At 73.0% G+C, this 17,620-nt stretch carries 18 protein-coding genes and 1 pseudogene; 11 read left to right on the top strand and 8 right to left on the bottom strand.

Annotated features, from left to right (window positions below; genetic code table 11):
* Positions 1-168: 168 nt before the first annotated feature.
* A complete protein-coding gene (locus ID554_RS05680) occupies positions 169-1,638 on the bottom strand; it encodes a glycoside hydrolase family 3 protein (RefSeq protein ID WP_117229609.1) in 1,470 nt (489 codons plus the stop codon).
* Positions 1,639-1,800: 162 nt separating this feature from the next.
* Between ID554_RS05680 and ID554_RS05675 the strand changes: the two genes are divergently transcribed.
* Positions 1,801-2,976 carry an ROK family transcriptional regulator gene (locus ID554_RS05675; RefSeq protein WP_117229608.1) on the top strand — a complete coding sequence of 392 codons (1,176 nt, stop codon included), beginning with the start codon at positions 1,801-1,803 and terminating at the stop codon, positions 2,974-2,976.
* A 42-nt stretch (positions 2,977-3,018) separates the two neighbouring features.
* Here ID554_RS05675 and ID554_RS05670 read toward each other — a convergent pair whose 3' ends face one another.
* Both ID554_RS05670 and ID554_RS05665 read right to left on the bottom strand, forming a co-directional pair.
* Positions 3,019-4,029, bottom strand: a complete 1,011-nt coding sequence (locus ID554_RS05670; RefSeq protein ID WP_117229607.1) for an ABC transporter permease subunit — start codon at positions 4,027-4,029, stop codon at positions 3,019-3,021.
* Complete coding sequence (locus ID554_RS05665) at positions 4,026-5,033, bottom strand: ABC transporter ATP-binding protein (RefSeq protein ID WP_117229606.1); 1,008 nt, start codon at positions 5,031-5,033, stop codon at positions 4,026-4,028. The genes ID554_RS05670 and ID554_RS05665 overlap by 4 nt, the downstream gene beginning before the upstream one ends.
* Positions 5,034-5,130: 97 nt before the next feature.
* On the opposite strand from ID554_RS05665, the gene ID554_RS05660 reads away from it, so the two are divergent.
* A complete protein-coding gene (locus ID554_RS05660) occupies positions 5,131-5,973 on the top strand; it encodes an ABC transporter ATP-binding protein (protein ID WP_117229605.1) in 843 nt (280 codons plus the stop codon).
* An 80-nt stretch (positions 5,974-6,053) separates the two neighbouring features.
* Complete coding sequence (locus ID554_RS05655; protein WP_117229604.1) at positions 6,054-6,953, top strand: ribokinase; 900 nt, start codon at positions 6,054-6,056, stop codon at positions 6,951-6,953.
* A 92-nt stretch (positions 6,954-7,045) separates the two neighbouring features.
* On the opposite strand, the pseudogene ID554_RS05650 reads toward ID554_RS05655, so the two are convergent.
* Positions 7,046-7,561, bottom strand: a pseudogene (locus ID554_RS05650) (AraC family transcriptional regulator); the annotation flags it as partial.
* 41 nt (positions 7,562-7,602) lie between these two features.
* Here ID554_RS05650 and ID554_RS05645 point away from each other — a divergent pair.
* Positions 7,603-7,869, top strand: coding sequence for a rhodanese-like domain-containing protein (locus ID554_RS05645; protein ID WP_191088723.1), 267 nt, complete (start codon positions 7,603-7,605; stop codon positions 7,867-7,869).
* A gap of 78 nt (positions 7,870-7,947) precedes the next feature.
* Here the strand turns inward: ID554_RS05645 and ID554_RS05640 are convergent, their stop codons facing one another.
* Genes ID554_RS05640 through ID554_RS05630 form a run of 3 tightly spaced genes read right to left on the bottom strand, consistent with a single transcriptional unit; the run spans position 7,948 to position 9,788 of the window.
* Positions 7,948-8,724: a hypothetical protein gene (locus ID554_RS05640; protein WP_117229601.1), complete on the bottom strand. Its 777-nt coding sequence runs from the start codon at positions 8,722-8,724 to the stop codon at positions 7,948-7,950.
* A 45-nt stretch (positions 8,725-8,769) separates the two neighbouring features.
* Positions 8,770-9,252 (bottom strand): DUF6232 family protein, encoded by a 483-nt coding sequence (locus ID554_RS05635; protein WP_117229600.1) that lies wholly within the window; start codon positions 9,250-9,252, stop codon positions 8,770-8,772.
* 56 nt (positions 9,253-9,308) lie between these two features.
* Entirely contained in the window at positions 9,309-9,788 is a 480-nt protein-coding gene (locus tag ID554_RS05630; RefSeq protein WP_117229599.1) for a DUF6232 family protein, read from the bottom strand.
* A 100-nt stretch (positions 9,789-9,888) separates the two neighbouring features.
* On the opposite strand from ID554_RS05630, the gene ID554_RS05625 reads away from it, so the two are divergent.
* Both ID554_RS05625 and ID554_RS05620 read left to right on the top strand, forming a co-directional pair.
* A complete protein-coding gene (locus ID554_RS05625) occupies positions 9,889-10,662 on the top strand; it encodes an enoyl-CoA hydratase/isomerase family protein (protein WP_117229598.1) in 774 nt (257 codons plus the stop codon).
* Between the two features lie 68 nt (positions 10,663-10,730).
* Entirely contained in the window at positions 10,731-12,353 is a 1,623-nt protein-coding gene (locus ID554_RS05620) for an acetolactate synthase (RefSeq protein ID WP_117229597.1), read from the top strand.
* Positions 12,354-12,374: 21 nt separating this feature from the next.
* Here ID554_RS05620 and ID554_RS05615 read toward each other — a convergent pair whose 3' ends face one another.
* Positions 12,375-12,791, bottom strand: coding sequence for a PLD nuclease N-terminal domain-containing protein (locus ID554_RS05615; RefSeq protein WP_117229596.1), 417 nt, complete (start codon positions 12,789-12,791; stop codon positions 12,375-12,377).
* A gap of 161 nt (positions 12,792-12,952) precedes the next feature.
* Between ID554_RS05615 and ID554_RS05610 the strand changes: the two genes are divergently transcribed.
* The 5 genes from ID554_RS05610 (at position 12,953) to ID554_RS05590 (ending at position 17,576) form a co-directional block, all read left to right on the top strand.
* Entirely contained in the window at positions 12,953-13,750 is a 798-nt protein-coding gene (locus ID554_RS05610; protein ID WP_117229595.1) for a GNAT family N-acetyltransferase, read from the top strand.
* On the top strand, positions 13,747-14,160 hold the full coding sequence (locus ID554_RS05605; protein WP_117229594.1) for a hypothetical protein: 414 nt from the start codon (positions 13,747-13,749) through the stop codon (positions 14,158-14,160). The genes ID554_RS05610 and ID554_RS05605 overlap by 4 nt, the downstream gene beginning before the upstream one ends.
* A 194-nt stretch (positions 14,161-14,354) precedes the next feature.
* Positions 14,355-15,134, top strand: coding sequence for an electron transfer flavoprotein subunit beta/FixA family protein (locus ID554_RS05600; RefSeq protein WP_117229593.1), 780 nt, complete (start codon positions 14,355-14,357; stop codon positions 15,132-15,134).
* Positions 15,135-15,146: 12 nt separating this feature from the next.
* Positions 15,147-16,106: an electron transfer flavoprotein subunit alpha/FixB family protein gene (locus ID554_RS05595; protein WP_117229592.1), complete on the top strand. Its 960-nt coding sequence runs from the start codon at positions 15,147-15,149 to the stop codon at positions 16,104-16,106.
* 294 nt (positions 16,107-16,400) lie between these two features.
* Entirely contained in the window at positions 16,401-17,576 is a 1,176-nt protein-coding gene (locus tag ID554_RS05590; RefSeq protein WP_117229591.1) for a cysteine desulfurase family protein, read from the top strand.
* Positions 17,577-17,620: the final 44 nt, after the last annotated feature.

Below are 17,620 nucleotides of genomic sequence, written 5' to 3'. Positions count from 1 at the left end.
CGGGCCGGATCCACGGTCCGCAGCCTTCCCCCAGGCCCGCGTGCGACTCGATGCGATCACGCTACGTATCCGATTGGTGGTCGGCAAGTAGCCACCGCGTGGTCTATGGTGTCGAGAAGCGGACTTGACCTGGTAGGACGCGTCGACGCGGGTCGACTGCGGGGTGACTCAGCGTGTGAATCCCGGGTGCGCGGTCAGGCCCAACGCCTCGGCGGCGGCCTGGCCGTTGGCGTGGCTCGCACCGAAGGTGGTGACGAAGGCCCGTACGCCGGCCGGACGCCAGGCGGCCGGCCACCCCATCTCGACCACCGCCACCGGATGCGTGGCCGCCAGCGCGGCGGCCAGTTCCGGGCCGCCGGGCAGGCGGTGCAGGTGGCGGCCGACCAGCACGATCGGCCGGGTGCCGGCGCGGCGGCGCAGCGCCTCCGGGTCGGCTTCGGTGGCCACCACGCGGATCTCCTCGGTGCCGTCGAGGTGCGGGCCGAGACCCCACGGCACCCGTCCCTCGGCGATGGTCGAATGGGCGTGCAACTGCACCACCAGCGGTCCCTCCAGCCCGGCCAGGATTCCCTCCACCCGTACCGCCCGGCGTGCGGCGGCGTACCCCAGGCCGTCGGGCGCGGTGGCGTCGGGGCGGTCGGTCCGGGTCCAGGCGGCGAGGGCCGCGACGCGACCGGCCGCCTGCTCCACCCGGGCGCGGTCGAGCCGGCCGTCAGCCAGCGCGGCGACGATCTCGGCGACGACGGTCTCGACCAGGTCCGCGTCGACCTTGGCGCCGATGCAGAGCAGGTCGGCTCCGGCGGCCAGGGCCCGCACCGCGCCCGGTGCGACGCCGCCGGCGGCGAGGGTGGCGCCCCGCATCTCCAACGCGTCGGTGACCACGACGCCGTCGAAGCCGTACCGGTCGCGCAGCAGGTCCGTCAGGACGGCGCGGCTGAAGGTGGCCGGTCCGTCGCCGGTCAGTGCGGGGACCCGGATGTGTGCGGTCATCACCGCCTTCGTTCCCGCCGCTATCACCGCGGCGAACGGGGGCAGGTCGCGCTGGCGGAGGAGCTCGGGCGGCACGTCCACGGTGGGCAGCTCGTGATGGGAGTCGGCGATCGTCGCGCCGTGGCCGGGGAAGTGCTTGGCGCAGGCGGCCACCCCGGCGGCCTGGAGTCCGGTGGTCGCGGCCGCGGAGTGGGCGGCCACCTGGACCGGGTCGGCCCCGAACGAGCGGGTGCCGATGACCGGGTTGTCGTCGGTGCTGTTGACGTCGACGGTGGGTGCCAGGTTGACGGTGATGCCCAGGGCGGCCAGCTCCGTGCCGATGGCGTGGTAGACCCGGCGGGTGAGAGCCACGTCGCCGATCGCGCCGAGCGCCGCGTTGCCCGGGTACGGGCTGCCGGTGGCGTGCGCCAGCCGGGTGACGTCGCCGCCCTCCTCGTCGATGGCGACCAGCACGTCGGACCGTCCGCCCCGCAACGCGGCCGTGGCGGCGGCCACCTGCTCGGGTCGGTGGATGTTGGTGCCGAACAGGGTGTGTCCGGCCAGCCCGTCGGCGACCAGTTCGACCGCCCAGTCGGGCGGGACCGGCCCCGGGTACGCGGCCAGCAGGGTGCCCAGCGCGAGCCGGCGGAGTCCTGGATCGAGCCCCACGGGGTGTCTCCTCTCGGTGCCGGCCGGTGCGGATCTCGTACCGGGTCGGCCGAGAGCCCTGCTTCCACCCGGCCGATACGCTACGGCTACCCGTTCCATGGTCGGTTTACTGTCACCAAAGCAAGATAGTTAGCAAAGTTTACTAATACATGAGGACATGGCATGAGTGCGACCCGGCTGCCCGGCACCCCACGTCTGTTGCGCGCCCTCAACGACCGCGCGGCGCTGGAACTGCTGCTGGAACAGGGGCCGCTGACCCGGGCTCGGATCGGCGAGCTGACCGGCCTGTCCAAGGTCACCGCCTCCCAACTGGTGGAGCGGTTGGAGGAGCGTGGCCTGGTCGCCCGAGTGGGTGAGCAGGCCGGCGGGCGGGGGCCGAACGCCCAGCTCTATGCGGTGCGACCGGGCAGCGCGCACGTGGTCGGCGTCGACGTCGGCCCCGAGCGGGTGGTGGCCGCCTGCGCCGACATCACCGGCGCGGTGATCGGCCGGGTCGAGCAGTCCACCCGGGACACCGACGACCCGGTCGGCGTGGTGCACAACGCGGTGGTGCAGGTGGCGGGCAGCGCCGGTGCGCAGCTGTCGAGCGTACGGCGGATCGTGCTCGGCACCCCCGGCCTGGTCGACCCGGGCACCGGCGACATCACCTTCGCGTTCAACCTGCCCCGCTGGCACCGGGGTCTGCTCGCCGCGCTCCGCGATGACCTGGACACTCCGGTCGTCTTCGAGAACGACGTGAACCTGGCCGCGGTCGCCGAGGCGCAGTCCGGCGCGGCCCAGGGCCTGTCGGACTTCGTGCTGGTCTGGGTCGGTGCCGGCGTCGGTCTGGCGATCATGCTGGGCGGTCGGCTGCACCACGGCAGCAGCGGCGCGGCCGGGGAGATCGGCTATCTGCCGGTGCCCGGCGCGCCCATCCCGCGCGACGTCTCCCGGCGGGCCAAACCGGCGTTCCAGCAGGTGGCCGGTGCCGACGCGATTCGCGCGCTGGCCCGCGAGCACGGCTATCCGGACACCGGTGCGGCCGACGCGGTACGCGCCGCGATCGCCGACGGCACCGCCGGAGGGCCGATGCTCGACGAGGTGGCCCGCCGGCTGGCCCTGGGCGTGGCGAGCACCTGCGTGGTGCTGGACCCGCCGCTGGTGGTGCTCGCCGGCGAGGTGGGTCAGGCCGGCGGGGCGGCGCTGGCCGAGCGGGTGCAGCACGAGGTGGCCGCCATCACGCTGGTACGCCCTCGGGTGGTGCCCACCGGGCTGACCGAGGAGCCGATCCTGCACGGGGCGTTGCGTACCGCGCTGGACGCCGTCCGGGACGAGGTCTTCGGCTCCACGGTCGGCTGAGCCCGCGGTCCCGCCGTCCATGTGCCACCTCCGGTCCGGTGCTCAGGTCAGGTCGCGGCGCCGGAACAGCGCGAAGGCCGCCACGGTGAGCCCGGCGGTGAGCGACAGCAGCACGGCCAGGGCCGGTCGCCAGGTCAGGACGTAGAGGCCGTCGCAGTAGCTGGAGAGCAGGTCGGTGCAGGCGCTGTCGTCCCAGAGCTCGACCTTCCCGGTGAGCCACGCCCAGATGTAGCTGGTCAGCATGAGCTGGTCCGGCCGGGCCACCTCCACGATCTCCAGCACGATCCGGCCGCCCAGTTCCCACACCACCAGGTACGCGGCCACCGCGCCGAGGGCAGCCGAGGTGTGCCGGCCCATCGTGGCGACGGCGAAGCCGATCGCCGTGGCCAGCAGCACCAGCACCAGGCCACGACCCCAGATCGCGCCCAACTCGCCCCAGAACGCCGGGTTCGTCGGGCCCGGATGTCCGGCCAGCTGGGCGATCACCCAGAAGGTGACCAGGTAAGCCGCCGAGGCGAGCAGGGACAGGGCCAGCACCGCCCCGAGAAGCGTGCCGAGCTTGGTGCCCAGCACCGTCATCCGGCGCGGTCGCCACAGCAGCAGGTTCACCACCCCGCCGGAGTTCAGATCCGCGCCGATCGCCGAGGCCCCGACCAGGAATCCGAACAGCACCAGGAACGCCACCAGGAAGTACAGCAGCGGCTCGGCCTGCCGGGTGAAGGTGAACACGCCGCTGAGGTAGTCGGCGGCCACCGGCAACCGGTCCCGCAGGGCCGGATCGACCTCGCTGCAGTCGGACGGCAGGTAGTCGTCGTTGTCCCGGGGGTGCTCGCCCCGCTGCCGGGCCAGGCACCAGTCGTGCTCCAGCTCCAGGCTGCGCCGGTCGTCGGCGGCCTGTTTCTGGGCCGCGGCCAACTCGGCCGGGCTGGGTTGGTGCGAACCGGCGATCGTGGTTCCTGCGGTGACCACGAAGGCCAGCGCCAGCAACGCCACCATGAGCTGCACGAAACGGCGGGCCGCCAGCCGCTCCGCCTCGGCACGGAACAGGTTCACGCGCCCACCTCCCGGGTGCCGAGGTCGATCTCGCGGCCGACGGTCGCGTCGTCCGCCGTGCCGCCCACCTGCCGGGGCACTCCCGGTGGCTCCGGTGTGCCGGTCAGATCCAGGAAGACGCTCTCCAGATCCGGGCGCAGTGGAGTCAGCTCGCGTACCCAGAGGCCCTGCTCGCCCAGGGTCCGGTTGACCAACGCCGGATCCGGCGCCCCGCCCACCACCAGATGGTCGGGATGCCCGGTGACGGCCAGCCCGGCGGCCACCAGCAGCTCCTCGGCCCGGGCCAGGTCGTCGGCGCGGACCAGGCACTCGTGCCGGTCGTGGCCCGCGAGCACCTCCGCCACCCGCCCGGTGGCCGCCCGCCGCCCCCGCGAGATGATCGTGACGTGGTCGCAGATCACCTGGATCTCGGCCAGGATGTGGCTGGACACCAGCACGGTCACCCCGCGCTCGGCCAGCGCCCGCATCAGGTCGCGCATCTCCCGGATGCCCGCCGGGTCCAGCCCGTTCGCCGGCTCGTCGAGGATCAGCAGCTCCGGTCGCTTGAGCAGCGCCGAGGCCACCGCCAACCGCTGCTTCATGCCCAGCGAGTAACCCTTGACCCGCTCGTGCGCCCGGTCGAGCAGGCCGACCTGCTCCAGCACGTCGTCCACCCGGGTGACCGGTACGCCTCCGGCCAGCGCGAGCAGCCGCAGCGTGCGGTACGCGGTGAAGTTGCCGAAGAACTGCGGACTCTCCACGATCGCGCCCACCCGGCCCGCCACCTGGGGCAACTGCTCCGGCGCGGAGGCGCCGAGCACCCGCATCCGGCCCTGGTCGGCGCGAACCAGCCCGAGCAGCGCCCGCAACGTGGTCGTCTTGCCCGACCCGTTCGGACCGAGGAACCCGTGCACCTGACCGGCCTCGACGAGCAGGTCGAAGCCGTCGACCGCGACGCGGCTGCCCCGGCGCAGGCTACGGAAGGTCTTCCGCAGACCCTCGATCTCGATGACCGCACTCGTCATGAGCCGCCCTTCGGGTGAGGAATGACACGGCGCCTCACCCGACGGCGGGCGCATACACCCGTGGGGGCAGCTCACCGGTGCGTGGTTGGATGGGCGGGTGACTGGTGACCTGATCCCTGGCGCCGGTGGCGCCGCCCTCGCCCCCTCACCCGTGGACGCGGATCTGGTGGTCAGCCTCGACGGCGTCGCCGTACGCCGGTCCGGCACCGCCCTGCTGCACGATGTGGACTGGCGGGTCGAGCTGGACGAACGCTGGGTGGTACTGGGCCCCAACGGCGCCGGCAAGACCACGTTGCTCAACCTCGCCGCCGGGCGGCTGCACCCGACCACCGGCACCGCACACGTGCTGGGCGAGCGGATCGGCCGGACCGACGTGACCGAGCTGCGTACCCGCATCGGGCTCGCCACCGCCGCGCTCGCCGAGCGCCTGCCCACCGACGAGCGGGCCGTCGACGTGGTGATGACCGCCGCATGGTCGGTGGTGGGCCGCTGGCGGGAGAGCTACGACCCGGCCGACGAGTCCCGCGCCCGGGCGCTGCTCGACCAGCTCGGTGTCGGCGCGCTGACCGAGCGGACGTACGGCACGCTGTCCGAGGGGGAGCGAAAGCGGGTGCAGATCGCCCGGGCGCTGATGACCGACCCGGAGCTGTTGCTGCTGGACGAACCGGCGGCCGGGCTCGACCTCGGTGGCCGCGAGGACCTGGTGGCCCGCCTCGCCGAGCTGGCCCAGGACCCGGACGCTCCGGCGCTGGTGCTCGTCACGCACCACGTGGAGGAGATCCCGCCCGGCTTCACCCATGCGCTGCTGCTGCGCGACGGCGCCGTGATGGCCCAGGGGCTGCTGGGCGACACCCTCACGGCCGACAACCTGACCAAGACCTTCGGCCTGCCGCTGCTGGTCGAACGCCACGGCGAGCGCTACACCGCCCGCGCCGCGTGAAAGGAAGGGTCCCCTGCTAACGCCTGCGGTATAGCAGGGGACCCCTCCTCACACACACGAGCCAGCCGCAGGAGGCTTCCGTGCGCCAGACCCGGGTCGTCGTGGTGGGCAGCGCGAACATGGACCTGGTCGCCACCGCCCCGGCCCTGCCCCGGCCGGGGGAGACCACGCTCGGCACCGACTCCGTCACGGTGCCCGGCGGCAAAGGGGCGAACCAGGCCATCGCCGCGGCCCGCGCGGGTGCCGCCTGCGCCTTTCTCGGGGCGATCGGCTCCGACTCGTTCGGGGTTACCCTCCGGGCCCGGATCACCGCCGCCGGGGTCGACGCCAGTCAGCTCCGCACCAGCTACGGCGCCTCCGGGGTGGCCCTGGTCATGGTCAACGCCGAGGGCGAGAACGCGATCCTGGTGACGCCGGGAGCGAACGGCTCGATGACCGCGCTCACCGAGGCCGAGCTGGCCGCCGTACGCGACGCGGACGTGCTGGTCGCGCAGTTGGAGATCCCGGTCGAGACGGTGACCGAGGCGGCGGTGACCGCCCGCGCCGCCGGTACCCGGGTGGTGCTCAACGCGGCGCCGGCCGTCCCGTTGCCGCCGGAGCTGCTGGCCGCCGTGGACCTGCTGGTGGTCAACGAGAACGAGGCGCAGACGTACACCGGGCGAGGTCGGGACGATCCGCAGGCGTTGCTCGACCTGGTGCCCCGGGCGGTGCTCACCCTCGGCGGGCAGGGCGCCTGGTACGGCGACCGGGACGGCACCGCCGTGCACGTACCCGCAGTCCGGGTGGACACGGTGGACTCGACGGCCGCCGGTGACGCGTTCACCGCGGCGCTCGCGGTGGGCTGGGGCGAGGGCCGGGACCTGGTCGACGCGGTCCGCTGGGCGGCGGCGGCCGGCGCGGCCTGCGTCCGCCGGCTCGGCGCGAGCGTGTCGCTGCCGCATCGGGTCGAGATCGACCAGCTCTACGTCCCGGCACCCTGACCGCCGCGGCCGGCCAGGTGCCCGTCGCCGGGCCCGGTCGCGCGCGTCGGTGCGGTGTCGCCGTCGGCGCGGAAGGCCCGGCGGTACGCCGACGGCGAGGTCCGCATGGCCCGGGCGAAGTGTCGCAGGTAGGTACGCGGCGACATGTGTGCCTGCCGGGCCAGCCGCGCCACCGTCAACGGTTCGGTCAGGTGCGCCAACGCCCAGGCGAGGCTGCCGGCGATCCGGTCGTCGTCCGGGCCGGCCGTCACCGGGGTCTCGATGAACTGCGCCTGACCGCCGTCCCGGTGCGGCGCGATCACCAGCCGCCGGGCCACCGCGTTGGCGATCGCCACCCCGTGGTCCCGCCGGACCAGGTGCACGCACAGGTCCAGACCGGCGGCGCTGCCCGCGCTGGTGCAGACGTCCCCGTCGTCCAGGTACAGCACGTCGGGCACCCCGGGCACGATCAGCGTCCCGGCGGCGGCCAGCGCGTCCAGGCCGTACGGGCTGTGCAGGCTGGCGCCGCCGATCACCGGCACCGGGCCGGGCCGTTCCGCGCAGAGCCGCAGCTCGTACCAGGGCACGCCGAGCTCGGGCCGGGGCAGCCCGAAGACCTCGGTGACGATGCCGGTCGTCCGTACCGTCGCGCTGGTCGAGGATCGGTGCCATGAGTCGTGTCTTCGCGGTACCGGCCGCCACGCCGGACGCCGCCGTCACCCAGTTCCTCGACCGGCTCCGGTTCGAGACCGACGTGTCCGACGTGCACGCCGACCTGACCGCCGGGGTGCCCGATCTGGTGGTGGTCGACTCCCGGGGCGACGCCGCCTGGGAGCAGGGCCGCCTGCCCGGCGCCGTGCACCTGCCCACCGCCCGGATCGCCGAGGAGGCGGCGGTGACGGTGCCGCCGACGGCCCGGGTGGTGACGTACTGCTGACCACGGCCCGGCCGCGCACCGGGCCGGTGCGCGGCGGAAGCGGCGGCCGGACGGTGGGACCGGCCGGGACGTCGCGTGTCAGCCGGCGTCGTCGCTGAGCTTCTCGCCCCGCCGACGCAGCATGCCCAGGCCGGGGATGCCGGCCACGGCGAGCTTGAGGTCCCGGGTGACGTCGAGCAGGTCGTGCAGGTCCGGGCCGACCCGGTCGAGGGTGGCCAGGATCGGCAGGATGTCCGAGGTGAGGTGTTCCCGGAGCCTCGGCAGCTCGTCGACGAGGCGGACGGCGGCGGTCACCTCCTCTTCGCTGAGCTGCTCGATGAAGTGGTTGGCCATCGGGGCGGCCCGGCGCAGCGCCGGCTCGTACGCGGCCAGCAACTCGGCCGCGGTGGCCGCCGCCTCGGCCGCCGAGCCCACCGTGCCGGCGGCCCGTCCGGCCACCGACTGCGCCGTGTCGACCACGCCCGCAGCCGCGCGGGCGACCCGGTCGGCGTTGGCCACCACTGTCGCGGCGGCGGCCGACACCCGCTCGGCCTCGCCGACCACCCCGGCTGCCGTGGCGGTGAGCTTGGTGGCCTGCTGCACGGCGGTGGTGGCCGCTGCACTGATCACCACCACCTCGCGGACGGCCACGTCGGCGTCGGTGAGCATCTGGTCGGTGCGGTCCAGGGTCTGCTCGACCCGGTCCACCACGCCTTCGATCCGGTCCACCACGCCGTTGATCCGGGTCAGCAGCTCCTCCACGCCGTCCAGCACCGCGAACGCGCGGGTCGGGACCGCCGCGAAGGACGCGGCCTGATCGAGGGCGGAACGAGTGAGACCGACGACCGAGGCCGGCCGGGGAAGAGGGATCGCCATGGCGTCAAGTGTGCGCCGCCCCGGCCAGTGGCACCGCGCGGCCGGTCACCAGTGGTCTCCCTGCTGTTCGACGGCGCGCTGCACCGCCCGGTAGATCTGCCCGAATCGCAACGCGTCGGGGGTGCGCAGCACCATCACCTCCTGGCCCCGGTACTGCACCCACAGCTCGTTGACCCGGTTGCCCCGCTCGTACGAGCGGTCGAGCCAACCGAGCGGGATCTCCAGGAACGGCACCAGCGCCAGCGCGATGACCACACAGGCGGCGAAGACGATCAGTGCGGGCATCCACTCGCCCCGGTCCGAGGCGGACCAGGCCAGCGAGATCACACAGACCAGCCCGACCAGCGGGGGCAGGGACAGCAGCAGGACCAGGACCCCCCGGCCGAGCACCCGCCCCCGGACGGCGAGGGTGGTCTGTCCCTTGGCGTGCCAGACGTAGGTCACTTCGGGCATCGGGATGACGTGTCCTCCGGCCCGGATCGACTCCGACGTCACCTGTACCGTGTCGTCCCGGTAATAGAGCGCCATCACTAAGCCTAACCACCTCCGGGCGTTCTGTGTCTGTCCCGTGGAGGTCAGCGCGGTCAGCGGCGGCGGGGCGGCCGTGCCGGTTCGCTCGCCTCCATGGCCCGTTGCACGGCGCGGTAGATCTGTCCGAACCGCAGCGCGTCGCGGGTCTGGAGCAGCCGGACAGGGTGCCCGCGCCAGCGGATCCAGACCTCCCGCTGGCGGCTGCCCCGGGCGTACGAGCGATCGAAGTACTCGAAGAGTTGGTCGGCGATCGGTGGGGCGGCCAGACCGATCAGCACGGAGGTGCCGATGATGGCGACGGTGACGGTCGGCGACCGGTCGAGCCAGATGCCGACGGCGATGCCGATGACGGCGAAGACCAGCGGGACGATCATCGCCGCGCCGAGGGCGCCGCGTCCGGCCAGCACCCGCCAGGACAGGTTGCCCCGGTGGTGCCAGACCTCGCTGATCTCGGTCAGCGGGTACGAGTCGCCGTCGACGGTGACGGCACTGGAGGTGACCTGAACGGACCTGTCGTCGTAGTACGTGACCATCGCGGGAACTCCGGGTGGTGGGACTGGCAGCCAGACTACGTGCCCGACCAGGTGCGCCGTAAGGTTGGCACGCGACTTCAACGAGGAAGTGAGGGTCAGCGTGGGCGAGTTCGTGCGGCTGGAGACCAGGGACGGCATCGGCACCATCCGGTTGGATCGGCCACCGATGAACGCGCTCAACACCCAGGTGCAGGAGGAGTTGCGGGCCGCCGCGTCGGCCGCCACCACCGATCCCGAGGTCCGCGCGGTCATCGTGTACGGCGGGGAGAAGGTCTTCGCGGCCGGCGCGGACATCAAGGAGATGGCCGACATGTCCTACGTGGACATGGCCGACCGGGCGGCCGACCTGTCCAGCGCGCTCGGCGCGATCGCCCGGATCTCCAAGCCGGTGGTGGCCGCGATCACCGGGTACGCCCTCGGTGGCGGCTGCGAGTTGGCGCTCGCCTGCGACTGGCGGGTGGTGGCCGAGGACGCCAAGCTCGGCCAGCCCGAGATCAAGCTCGGCATCATCCCCGGTGCCGGCGGCACCCAGCGGCTGGCCCGGCTGATCGGGCCGGCCCGCGCCAAGGATCTGATCATGTCCGGCCGGATGGTGGACGCGCAGGAGGCGTTGCGGATCGGTCTGGCCGACCGGGTCGCGCCGGCCGGCGAGGTCTACGACGCGGCGGTGGCGCTGGTGCAGCCGTACCTGCGTGGCCCGGTGCAGGCGCTACGGGCGGCGAAGCTCGCCGTGGACGGCGGCCTGGACATGGACCTGAACTCCGCGCTGGCCTGGGAGAGTCAGCTCTTCGCGGCGCTGTTCGCCACCGACGACCGGCGGGAGGGGATGGCGGCGTTCGTGGCGAAGCGGAAGCCGGACTTCACCGGTCGATGAAGACGGTTCACATTCCAGCTACCGGCCAGTAGCGTGTGACTCCGGTCGGCCGACGAGAAGGAGCGGGAATGACGGAGCGGATCGAGGGGCACGGCGGGGAACTCGCGCTCGCGGCGCTGCGCGCGTACGGGGTGCGGGAGATGTTCACCCTTTCCGGCGGGCACGTGTTCCCGCTCTACGACGCCGCGTACAAGTCCGACTTCCCGATCTACGACGTGCGGCACGAGCAGTCGGCGGTCTTCGCCGCGGAGGCGGTGGCGAAGCTCCAGCGTCGCCCAGGCATGGCCGTGCTCACCGCCGGACCGGGCGTGACCAACGGCGTCTCCGGCCTGACCAGCGCGTACTTCAACGCCTCGCCGGTGCTGGTGCTGGGCGGCCGGGCCCCGCAGTTCCGCTGGGGCTCGGGCAGCCTCCAGGAGATGGACCACCTGCCGCTGGTCGCCCCGGTCACCAAGCACGCCGAGACGGTGTTCACCGCCGACGACATCCCCCGGGCCGTCGCCGCCGCGCTGCGCACCGCGCTCACCCCGCACCGGGGGCCGGTCTTCCTCGACTTCCCGCTGGAGGCGATCTTCTCGGTGGGCGACGCCGAACTGCCGACGGCGGCGGGCGTCGAGGCGGTCGAGGCCGACCCCGACGAGGTGGCCCGCGCCGCGCGGCTGATCGCCGGTGCGGCCCGCCCGGTCATCGTCGCCGGTTCCGACGTGTACGCCGGTGACGCCGTGGACGCGTTGCGCGCCGCCGCCGAGGCGCTCACCGTGCCGGTGTTCACCAACGGCATGGGCCGGGGCGCCCTGCCACCGGAGCACCCGCTGGCCTTCGCCAAGGCCCGCCGGGTAGCCCTCTCCGGCGCCGACGTGGTCGTCGTGGTCGGCACCCCGCTGGACTTCCGGCTCTCCTTCGGCGATTTCGGCGACGCCCAGGTGGTGCACGTGGTGGACGCGCCGAGCCAGCGCGCCTCACACGTCGAGCCGGCCGCCGCTCCCGCGGGTGACCTGCGGGCCGTGCTCACCGCGTTCGCCGAGTACACCGGCGACCGGGTCGACCACGCCGACTGGGTGGCGCAGTTGCGCACCGCCGAGGACGCCGCCAAGGCCCGCGACGCCGAGGAGATGGCCGCCGAGACGGACCCGATCCGACCCGCCCGCGTCTACGGGGAACTGCGCAAGGTCCTCGCCCCCGACGCGGTCACCATCGGCGACGGCGGTGACTTCGTCTCGTACGCCGGGCGCTACCTGGAACCGGCCCAGCCCGGCACCTGGCTCGACCCGGGCCCGTACGGCTGCCTCGGCACCGGCATGGGCTACGCGATGGGGGCCCGGATCACCCACCCGGACCGGCAGGTCTGCGTGCTGATGGGCGACGGCGCCGCCGGGTTCTCGCTGATGGACGTCGAGTCCCTGGTCCGGCAGAAGTTGCCGGTGGTGATCGTGGTCGGCAACAACGGCATCTGGGGCCTGGAGAAGCACCCGATGCGCGCTATGTACGGCTACGACGTCGCCGCCGACCTCCAGCCCGAGCTGCGGTACGACCACGTGGTGAGCGCGCTCGGCGGTGCGGGGGAGACGGTCGCCAAGGCGGCCGACCTGGGCCCCGCCCTGACGCGGGCGTTCGACGCGAGAGTGCCGTACCTGGTCAACGTGCTCACCGACCCGGCCGACGCGTACCCCCGCTCCTCGAACCTGGCTTGAGCACGAGCCCCGCCCCGGCGGTCACACCTCGGGGCGGGGTCCCTCGCGCGGCGGGTCTCCCTCGCGTCGGCGCAGGTCGTCCTCGCGCCGACGCAGGTCCTCCTCCCAGCGCTGGAAGAGCTGCTGGTCCTCCTTGCGGGACCGCTCCTCGATCGAGCGCAGGAACTCGGGGTCGTCGTCCGGGGCGAGGGGCCGCTGAGGCCCCCGCTCGGCCGGTCGCGCGCCCGTCGACCACATGCCGCCACCGTCGGTCCTGCGCTTCCGCCCGGCGACGAACCAGGCGATCGAGCCGATCAGCGGGGCGAAGAGGATCATCAGCACCCAGGCGATCCGGGGTAGGTGACGGATGTCGTCTTCCTCGGCGGACAGGCAGCTGATCAGGGCGCAGACGGCGAGGACGACCTGCACCACGAAGAGGAGGATGTACAGCCGGGCCATGTACCCATCATGTCCTACCCGACGGGATGGTCACACCCCGCGCAGCACCAGCAGCACGCCGAGCAGGGCGAATCCGGCGCATCTCCGGGGGGCGAACCAGTTTTTGATCAACTGCTGCACGCAGGTGATTATCCGGGTTCCGATAGGGCATAGATGGAAACATGGCGGATCTTGACGCGATCACGTTGCGTACGACGTACGACACCCAGCTTCGGCCGGGGCTGCCCGATCCGGTGCCGGACGGGGTCTCGGTGGAGCGGGACGGTCCGGTGTTCCGGGTGCTCGGGCTGGACGGCAGGGTCCTGGTGACCTATCGCGATCTCGGCGGCCTGACCGGCGCCGAGCTGGACGAGTTGATCGGCCGGCAGGTGGCGATCGCGGTCGAGCGGGGCGAGCCGGTGGAGTGGAAGCTGCACGGTCACGACGAGCCGGCCGACCTGCCGCAGCGGCTGCGCGCGGCCGGGTTCACGCCGGAGGCGGAGGAGTCCGTGCTGGTCGGGCCGGTCGCGTCGCTGGCCTCCGCGTTGCCGGTCGTGCCGGAGGGCGTACGCCTGCGCGAGGTGACCGGTCGGGCGGACCTGGACCGGATCGCGGAGCTGGAGACGGAGCTCTGGGGCGGGGACCTGTCCGGTCTGGCCGACGGGCTGGCGCGGGAGATCGCGGCCGACCCGCAGTCGATCACGGTGGTGGTGGCCGAGGCGGATCGGACGCTGGTCAGCGCGGGCTGGGTGCGGTACCCGGCGGAGAGCACCTTCGCCACGTTGTGGGGCGGCTCGACCCGTCCGGAGTGGCGAGGTCAGGGGATCTACCGGGCGCTGGTCACCTACCGGGCCCGGTCCGCCGGTCAGCGCGACCGGACGCTGTTGCAGGTCGACGCCGGCGCGGAGAGTCGTCCGCTGTTGGAGCGGCTCGGTCTCGTCGCGGTCTCCACGACCACGCCCTACGTCTACACTCCGTGATCATGACGCAGCGGCTGACCGACGAGGAGAAGCTGACCCTCAAGACAGGCGCCTTCGGCGCGGTCCTCATGGTCTCGAACGCCGAGCCCGGCCTGCTGGCGGTCTTCCGGGAGAGCTTCGCCGCCTCCGGAGCGATCTCCGGCGCCAGCGGGGTGGTGAGAGAGGCGCTGACCAGCGGACCGCTGCCGAAGCTGCCGCGCGACTCGGCGTTGGAGATCGAGTCGGTGGTGCTGCCGGCGCTGCGTCGGGCACTCGGGATCCTCACCGAGAAGGCGCCGCAGGACGTCGGGGTCTACCGCGAGGTGGTGCTGGCCGCCGCGGACCGGACCGCGCGTGCCCACCGGGGAGTCAGTCCGGCCGAGGCCGAGGCGATCGACCGGATCAGGGACGTGCTGGGCGAGTCGTCCTGAGACAGCCGCGCGGCTGTGGTGAGCTGCGTCACGTCGGTCGCTCGGGGAAGCCTATGCTACCGACAGGTAACATCGCGCCGTGGGCAACTGCACAGCAGCCCACGGTTGACCTGACGGCAACAGACACGCAAGGCTGCGCCCCAGACCGGGGGCGATTGAGCACACCACCACAGCAGGAGGGTCGTCGAAGCGCGATGAACATCGTCGTACTCGTCAAGCAGGTGCCCGATTCGGGCGCGGACCGCAACCTGCGTCCTGACGACAACACTGTCGACCGCGGTTCGGCGAACAACGTCATCAACGAGATGGACGAATATGCCATCGAGGAGGCGTTGAAGATCAAGGAGGCGCATGGCGGCGAGGTGACGATCCTGACCATGGGGCCGGACCGGGCGACCGAGTCGATCCGTAAGGCGCTGTCGATGGGGCCGGACAAGGCGGTGCACGTGGTGGACGACGCGCTGCACGGCTCCTGCGCGGTGTCCACCTCGAAGGTGCTGGCCGCGGCGCTGGGCCAGCTCGGCGCGGACCTGGTGCTCTGCGGTGCCGAGTCGACCGACGGCCGGGTACAGGTGCTGCCGCACATGCTGGCCGAGCGGCTGGGGGTGGCGGCCCTGACCGGCGCCCGCAAGCTCACCGTCGACGGGAGCACGCTGACGGTGGAGCGGCAGACCGAGGAGGGCTACGAGGTGGTCACCGCCTCGACGCCGGCCGTGGTCTCGGTGTGGGACACCATCAACGAGCCGCGGTACCCGTCGTTCAAGGGGATCATGGCCGCGAAGAAGAAGCCGGTGCAGACGCTCGCCCTGGCCGACCTGGGCGTGGCCGCCGCCGAGGTGGGCTTCGAGGGAGCGACCAGCACGGTGCTTTCGCACAGCAAGCGCCCGCCGCGTTCCGGTGGGGTGAAGGTCACCGACGACGGCTCCGGTGGCGTCCAGTTGGTCGAGTTCCTCGCCACCGAGAAGTTCGTGTGAGGGGTGTGGGATATGTCTGAGGTTCTCGTCGTCGTCGAAGCCACGCGGGAGTTCGGCGTCAAGAAGGTCACCCTGGAGATGCTCACCCTCGCGCGCGAGCTGGGCACTCCGACGGCGGTGGTGCTCGGCGGCGCCGGTGCCGCCGACGCGCTCGCCGGCAAGCTGGGCGAGTACGGCGCGGAGAAGATCTACGCCGCCGAGGGCGCGGAGATCGACGGCTACCTGGTGGCCCCCAAGGCCACCGTGGTCGCCGACCTGGTCGCGCGGGTCCAGCCGGCCGCCGTGCTGCTCGCCTCGTCGCAGGAGGGCAAGGAGATCGCCGCCCGCCTGGCGGTGAAGCTGGACAACGGCATCCTGACCGACGTGGTGGCCCTGGCCGCCGACGGCACCGCCACCCAGGTGGCCTTCGCCGGCTCGGCCGTGGTCACGTCCAAGGTGACCCGTGGCCTGCCGCTGGTCACCGTCCGGCCGAACTCGGTCACCCCGGCTCCCGCCGCCGCCACCCCGGCGGTGGAGCAGCTCACCGTGACCGTCAGCGACACCGACAAGCTGGCCAAGGTCGTGGACCGGGTTGCCGAGCAGAAGGGCTCGCGCCCCGAGCTCACCGAGGCAGGCGTGGTCGTCTCCGGCGGTCGTGGTGTCGGCAACGCCGACAACTTCAAGCTGGTCGAGGAACTGGCCGACCTGCTCGGCGGTGCGGTCGGCGCGTCCCGGGCCGCCGTCGACTCCGGCTACTACCCGCACCAGTTCCAGATCGGCCAGACCGGCAAGACCGTCGCACCGCAGCTCTATGTGGCGCTCGGCATCTCCGGTGCGATCCAGCACCGGGCCGGCATGCAGACCTCGAAGACGATCGTCGCGGTCAACAAGGACGGCGAAGCGCCGATCTTCGAGCTGGCCGACTTCGGCGTGGTCGGCGACCTGTTCAAGATCGTCCCGCAGGCCGCCGAGGAGATCCGCAAGCGCAAGTGAGGCGTGACCGCGCAAGCCGCCGCCCGGGTGTCCGGGCGGCGGCTTCGTCGTCTGCGCCGAGGGAGCTGATCGGCGGGCCGGGGAGCTGATCCGGCCCGCCGATCAGCCCGTCAAGGGGCCCTCAACGGGCGGAGATGTCGACAACAGAGTACTGCCCGAGGTCGACGCTGGGCGGTCGGTGCGCCGGACCTTGTAGTACCCCGGGACGGCCGGGAGATTCGCTGAAGCTCGGCAATCCCGACCAGTGCCTCCGGACTGCGGCCCAGGGGGGCCCGGTCGTTAGGCTGAACCGTGATGGCTTACCTGGATCATGCCGCGACCACTCCGATGCTCGACGAGGCACTGGAGGCGTACGTCGCGACCGCCCGCGAGGTCGGCAACGCGTCTTCCCTGCACGCGTCCGGCCGGCGTGCCCGGCGGCGGGTCGAGGAGTCGCGGGAACGGGTGGCCGCCGCGCTGGGCGCCCGGCCGTCCGAGGTGATCTTCACCGGCGGCGGTACGGAGAGCGACAACCTCGCGGTCAAGGGCATCTTCTGGGCGCGCCGGGCCGCCGACGGCGAGCGGACCCGGGTGGTCTCCAGCGCGATCGAGCACCACGCGGTGCTCGACGCGGTGGACTGGCTGGGCGGGCACGAGGGCGCCGAGGTGGGCCTGTTGCCGGTCGACGGCACGGGTCGGCTGCACCTCGACGCGCTGCGCGCCGAACTGGCCGCGCACGGCGACCGGGTGGCCGTGGTCACCGCCATGTGGGCGAACAACGAGGTCGGCACCGTCCAGCACATCGGCGAACTGGCCGCGGTCGCGGCCGAGTACGGCGTCCCGTTCCACACCGACGCGATCCAGGCGGTTGGCCAGGTGCCGGTCGACTTCGCCGCCAGCGGCGCCGCCGCGCTCACCGTGACCGGCCACAAGCTCGGCGGCCCGGTCGGCATCGGTGCGCTGCTGCTGGGCCGGGACGTCGCCGCGGTGCCGTTGCTGCACGGCGGCGGCCAGGAGCGCGACGTGCGCTCCGGCACCCTGGACACCGCCGGCATCGTCGCCTTCGCGGTCGCCGTCGAGGCGGCGGTCAAGGGCCAGCAGGAGTACGCCACCCGGGTCGCCGCGCTCCGCGACGACCTGGTCCACCGGGTCCGGCAGGCGGTGCCCGAGGTGGTCTTCAACGGTGACCCGACGGACCGGCTGCCCGGCAACGCGCACTTCTCGTTCCCCGGCTGCGAGGGCGACGCGCTGCTGCTCCTGCTGGACGCCCAGGGCATCGCCTGCTCGACCGGTTCGGCCTGCTCCGCCGGGGTGGCGCAGCCCTCGCACGTGCTGCTCGCGATGGGTGCCGACGACGACCGGGCCCGGTCCTCGCTGCGCTTCTCGCTCGGTCACACCAGCACCGCCGGGGAGGTCGACGCGCTCATCGCCGCCCTGCCGGCGGCCGTCGACCGGGCCCGCCGGGCGGCCGCGCTGCGGACGCCGCGCTGACTTCGGCAGCGTGGACGGGGGAGACCGCCGCACGGCGGTGCGGA

Origin of the sequence: Micromonospora craniellae, assembly GCF_014764405.1 — a bacterium.
GTDB lineage: Bacteria > Actinomycetota > Actinomycetes > Mycobacteriales > Micromonosporaceae > Micromonospora > Micromonospora craniellae.
The sequence above is the reverse complement of the archived record's forward strand: the minus strand, read 5'-3'. Positions and strand labels throughout refer to the sequence as shown.

Excerpts from the sequence above, each read along its gene's own strand:
- ID554_RS05675 (WP_117229608.1), top strand. The coding sequence starts at position 1,801 with ATGAGTGCGACCCGGCTGCCCGGCACCCCACGTCTGTTGCGCGCCCTC.
- ID554_RS05665 (WP_117229606.1), bottom strand. The coding sequence starts at position 5,033 with ATGACGAGTGCGGTCATCGAGATCGAGGGTCTGCGGAAGACCTTCCGT.
- ID554_RS05645 (WP_191088723.1), top strand. The coding sequence starts at position 7,603 with ATGAGTCGTGTCTTCGCGGTACCGGCCGCCACGCCGGACGCCGCCGTC.
- ID554_RS05640 (WP_117229601.1), bottom strand. The coding sequence starts at position 8,724 with ATGGCGATCCCTCTTCCCCGGCCGGCCTCGGTCGTCGGTCTCACTCGT.
- ID554_RS05635 (WP_117229600.1), bottom strand. The coding sequence starts at position 9,252 with ATGGCGCTCTATTACCGGGACGACACGGTACAGGTGACGTCGGAGTCG.
- ID554_RS05630 (WP_117229599.1), bottom strand. The coding sequence starts at position 9,788 with ATGGTCACGTACTACGACGACAGGTCCGTTCAGGTCACCTCCAGTGCC.
- ID554_RS05620 (WP_117229597.1), top strand. The coding sequence starts at position 10,731 with ATGACGGAGCGGATCGAGGGGCACGGCGGGGAACTCGCGCTCGCGGCG.
- ID554_RS05615 (WP_117229596.1), bottom strand. The coding sequence starts at position 12,791 with ATGGCCCGGCTGTACATCCTCCTCTTCGTGGTGCAGGTCGTCCTCGCC.
- ID554_RS05610 (WP_117229595.1), top strand. The coding sequence starts at position 12,953 with ATGGCGGATCTTGACGCGATCACGTTGCGTACGACGTACGACACCCAG.
- ID554_RS05600 (WP_117229593.1), top strand. The coding sequence starts at position 14,355 with ATGAACATCGTCGTACTCGTCAAGCAGGTGCCCGATTCGGGCGCGGAC.
- ID554_RS05595 (WP_117229592.1), top strand. The coding sequence starts at position 15,147 with ATGTCTGAGGTTCTCGTCGTCGTCGAAGCCACGCGGGAGTTCGGCGTC.
- ID554_RS05590 (WP_117229591.1), top strand. The coding sequence starts at position 16,401 with ATGGCTTACCTGGATCATGCCGCGACCACTCCGATGCTCGACGAGGCA.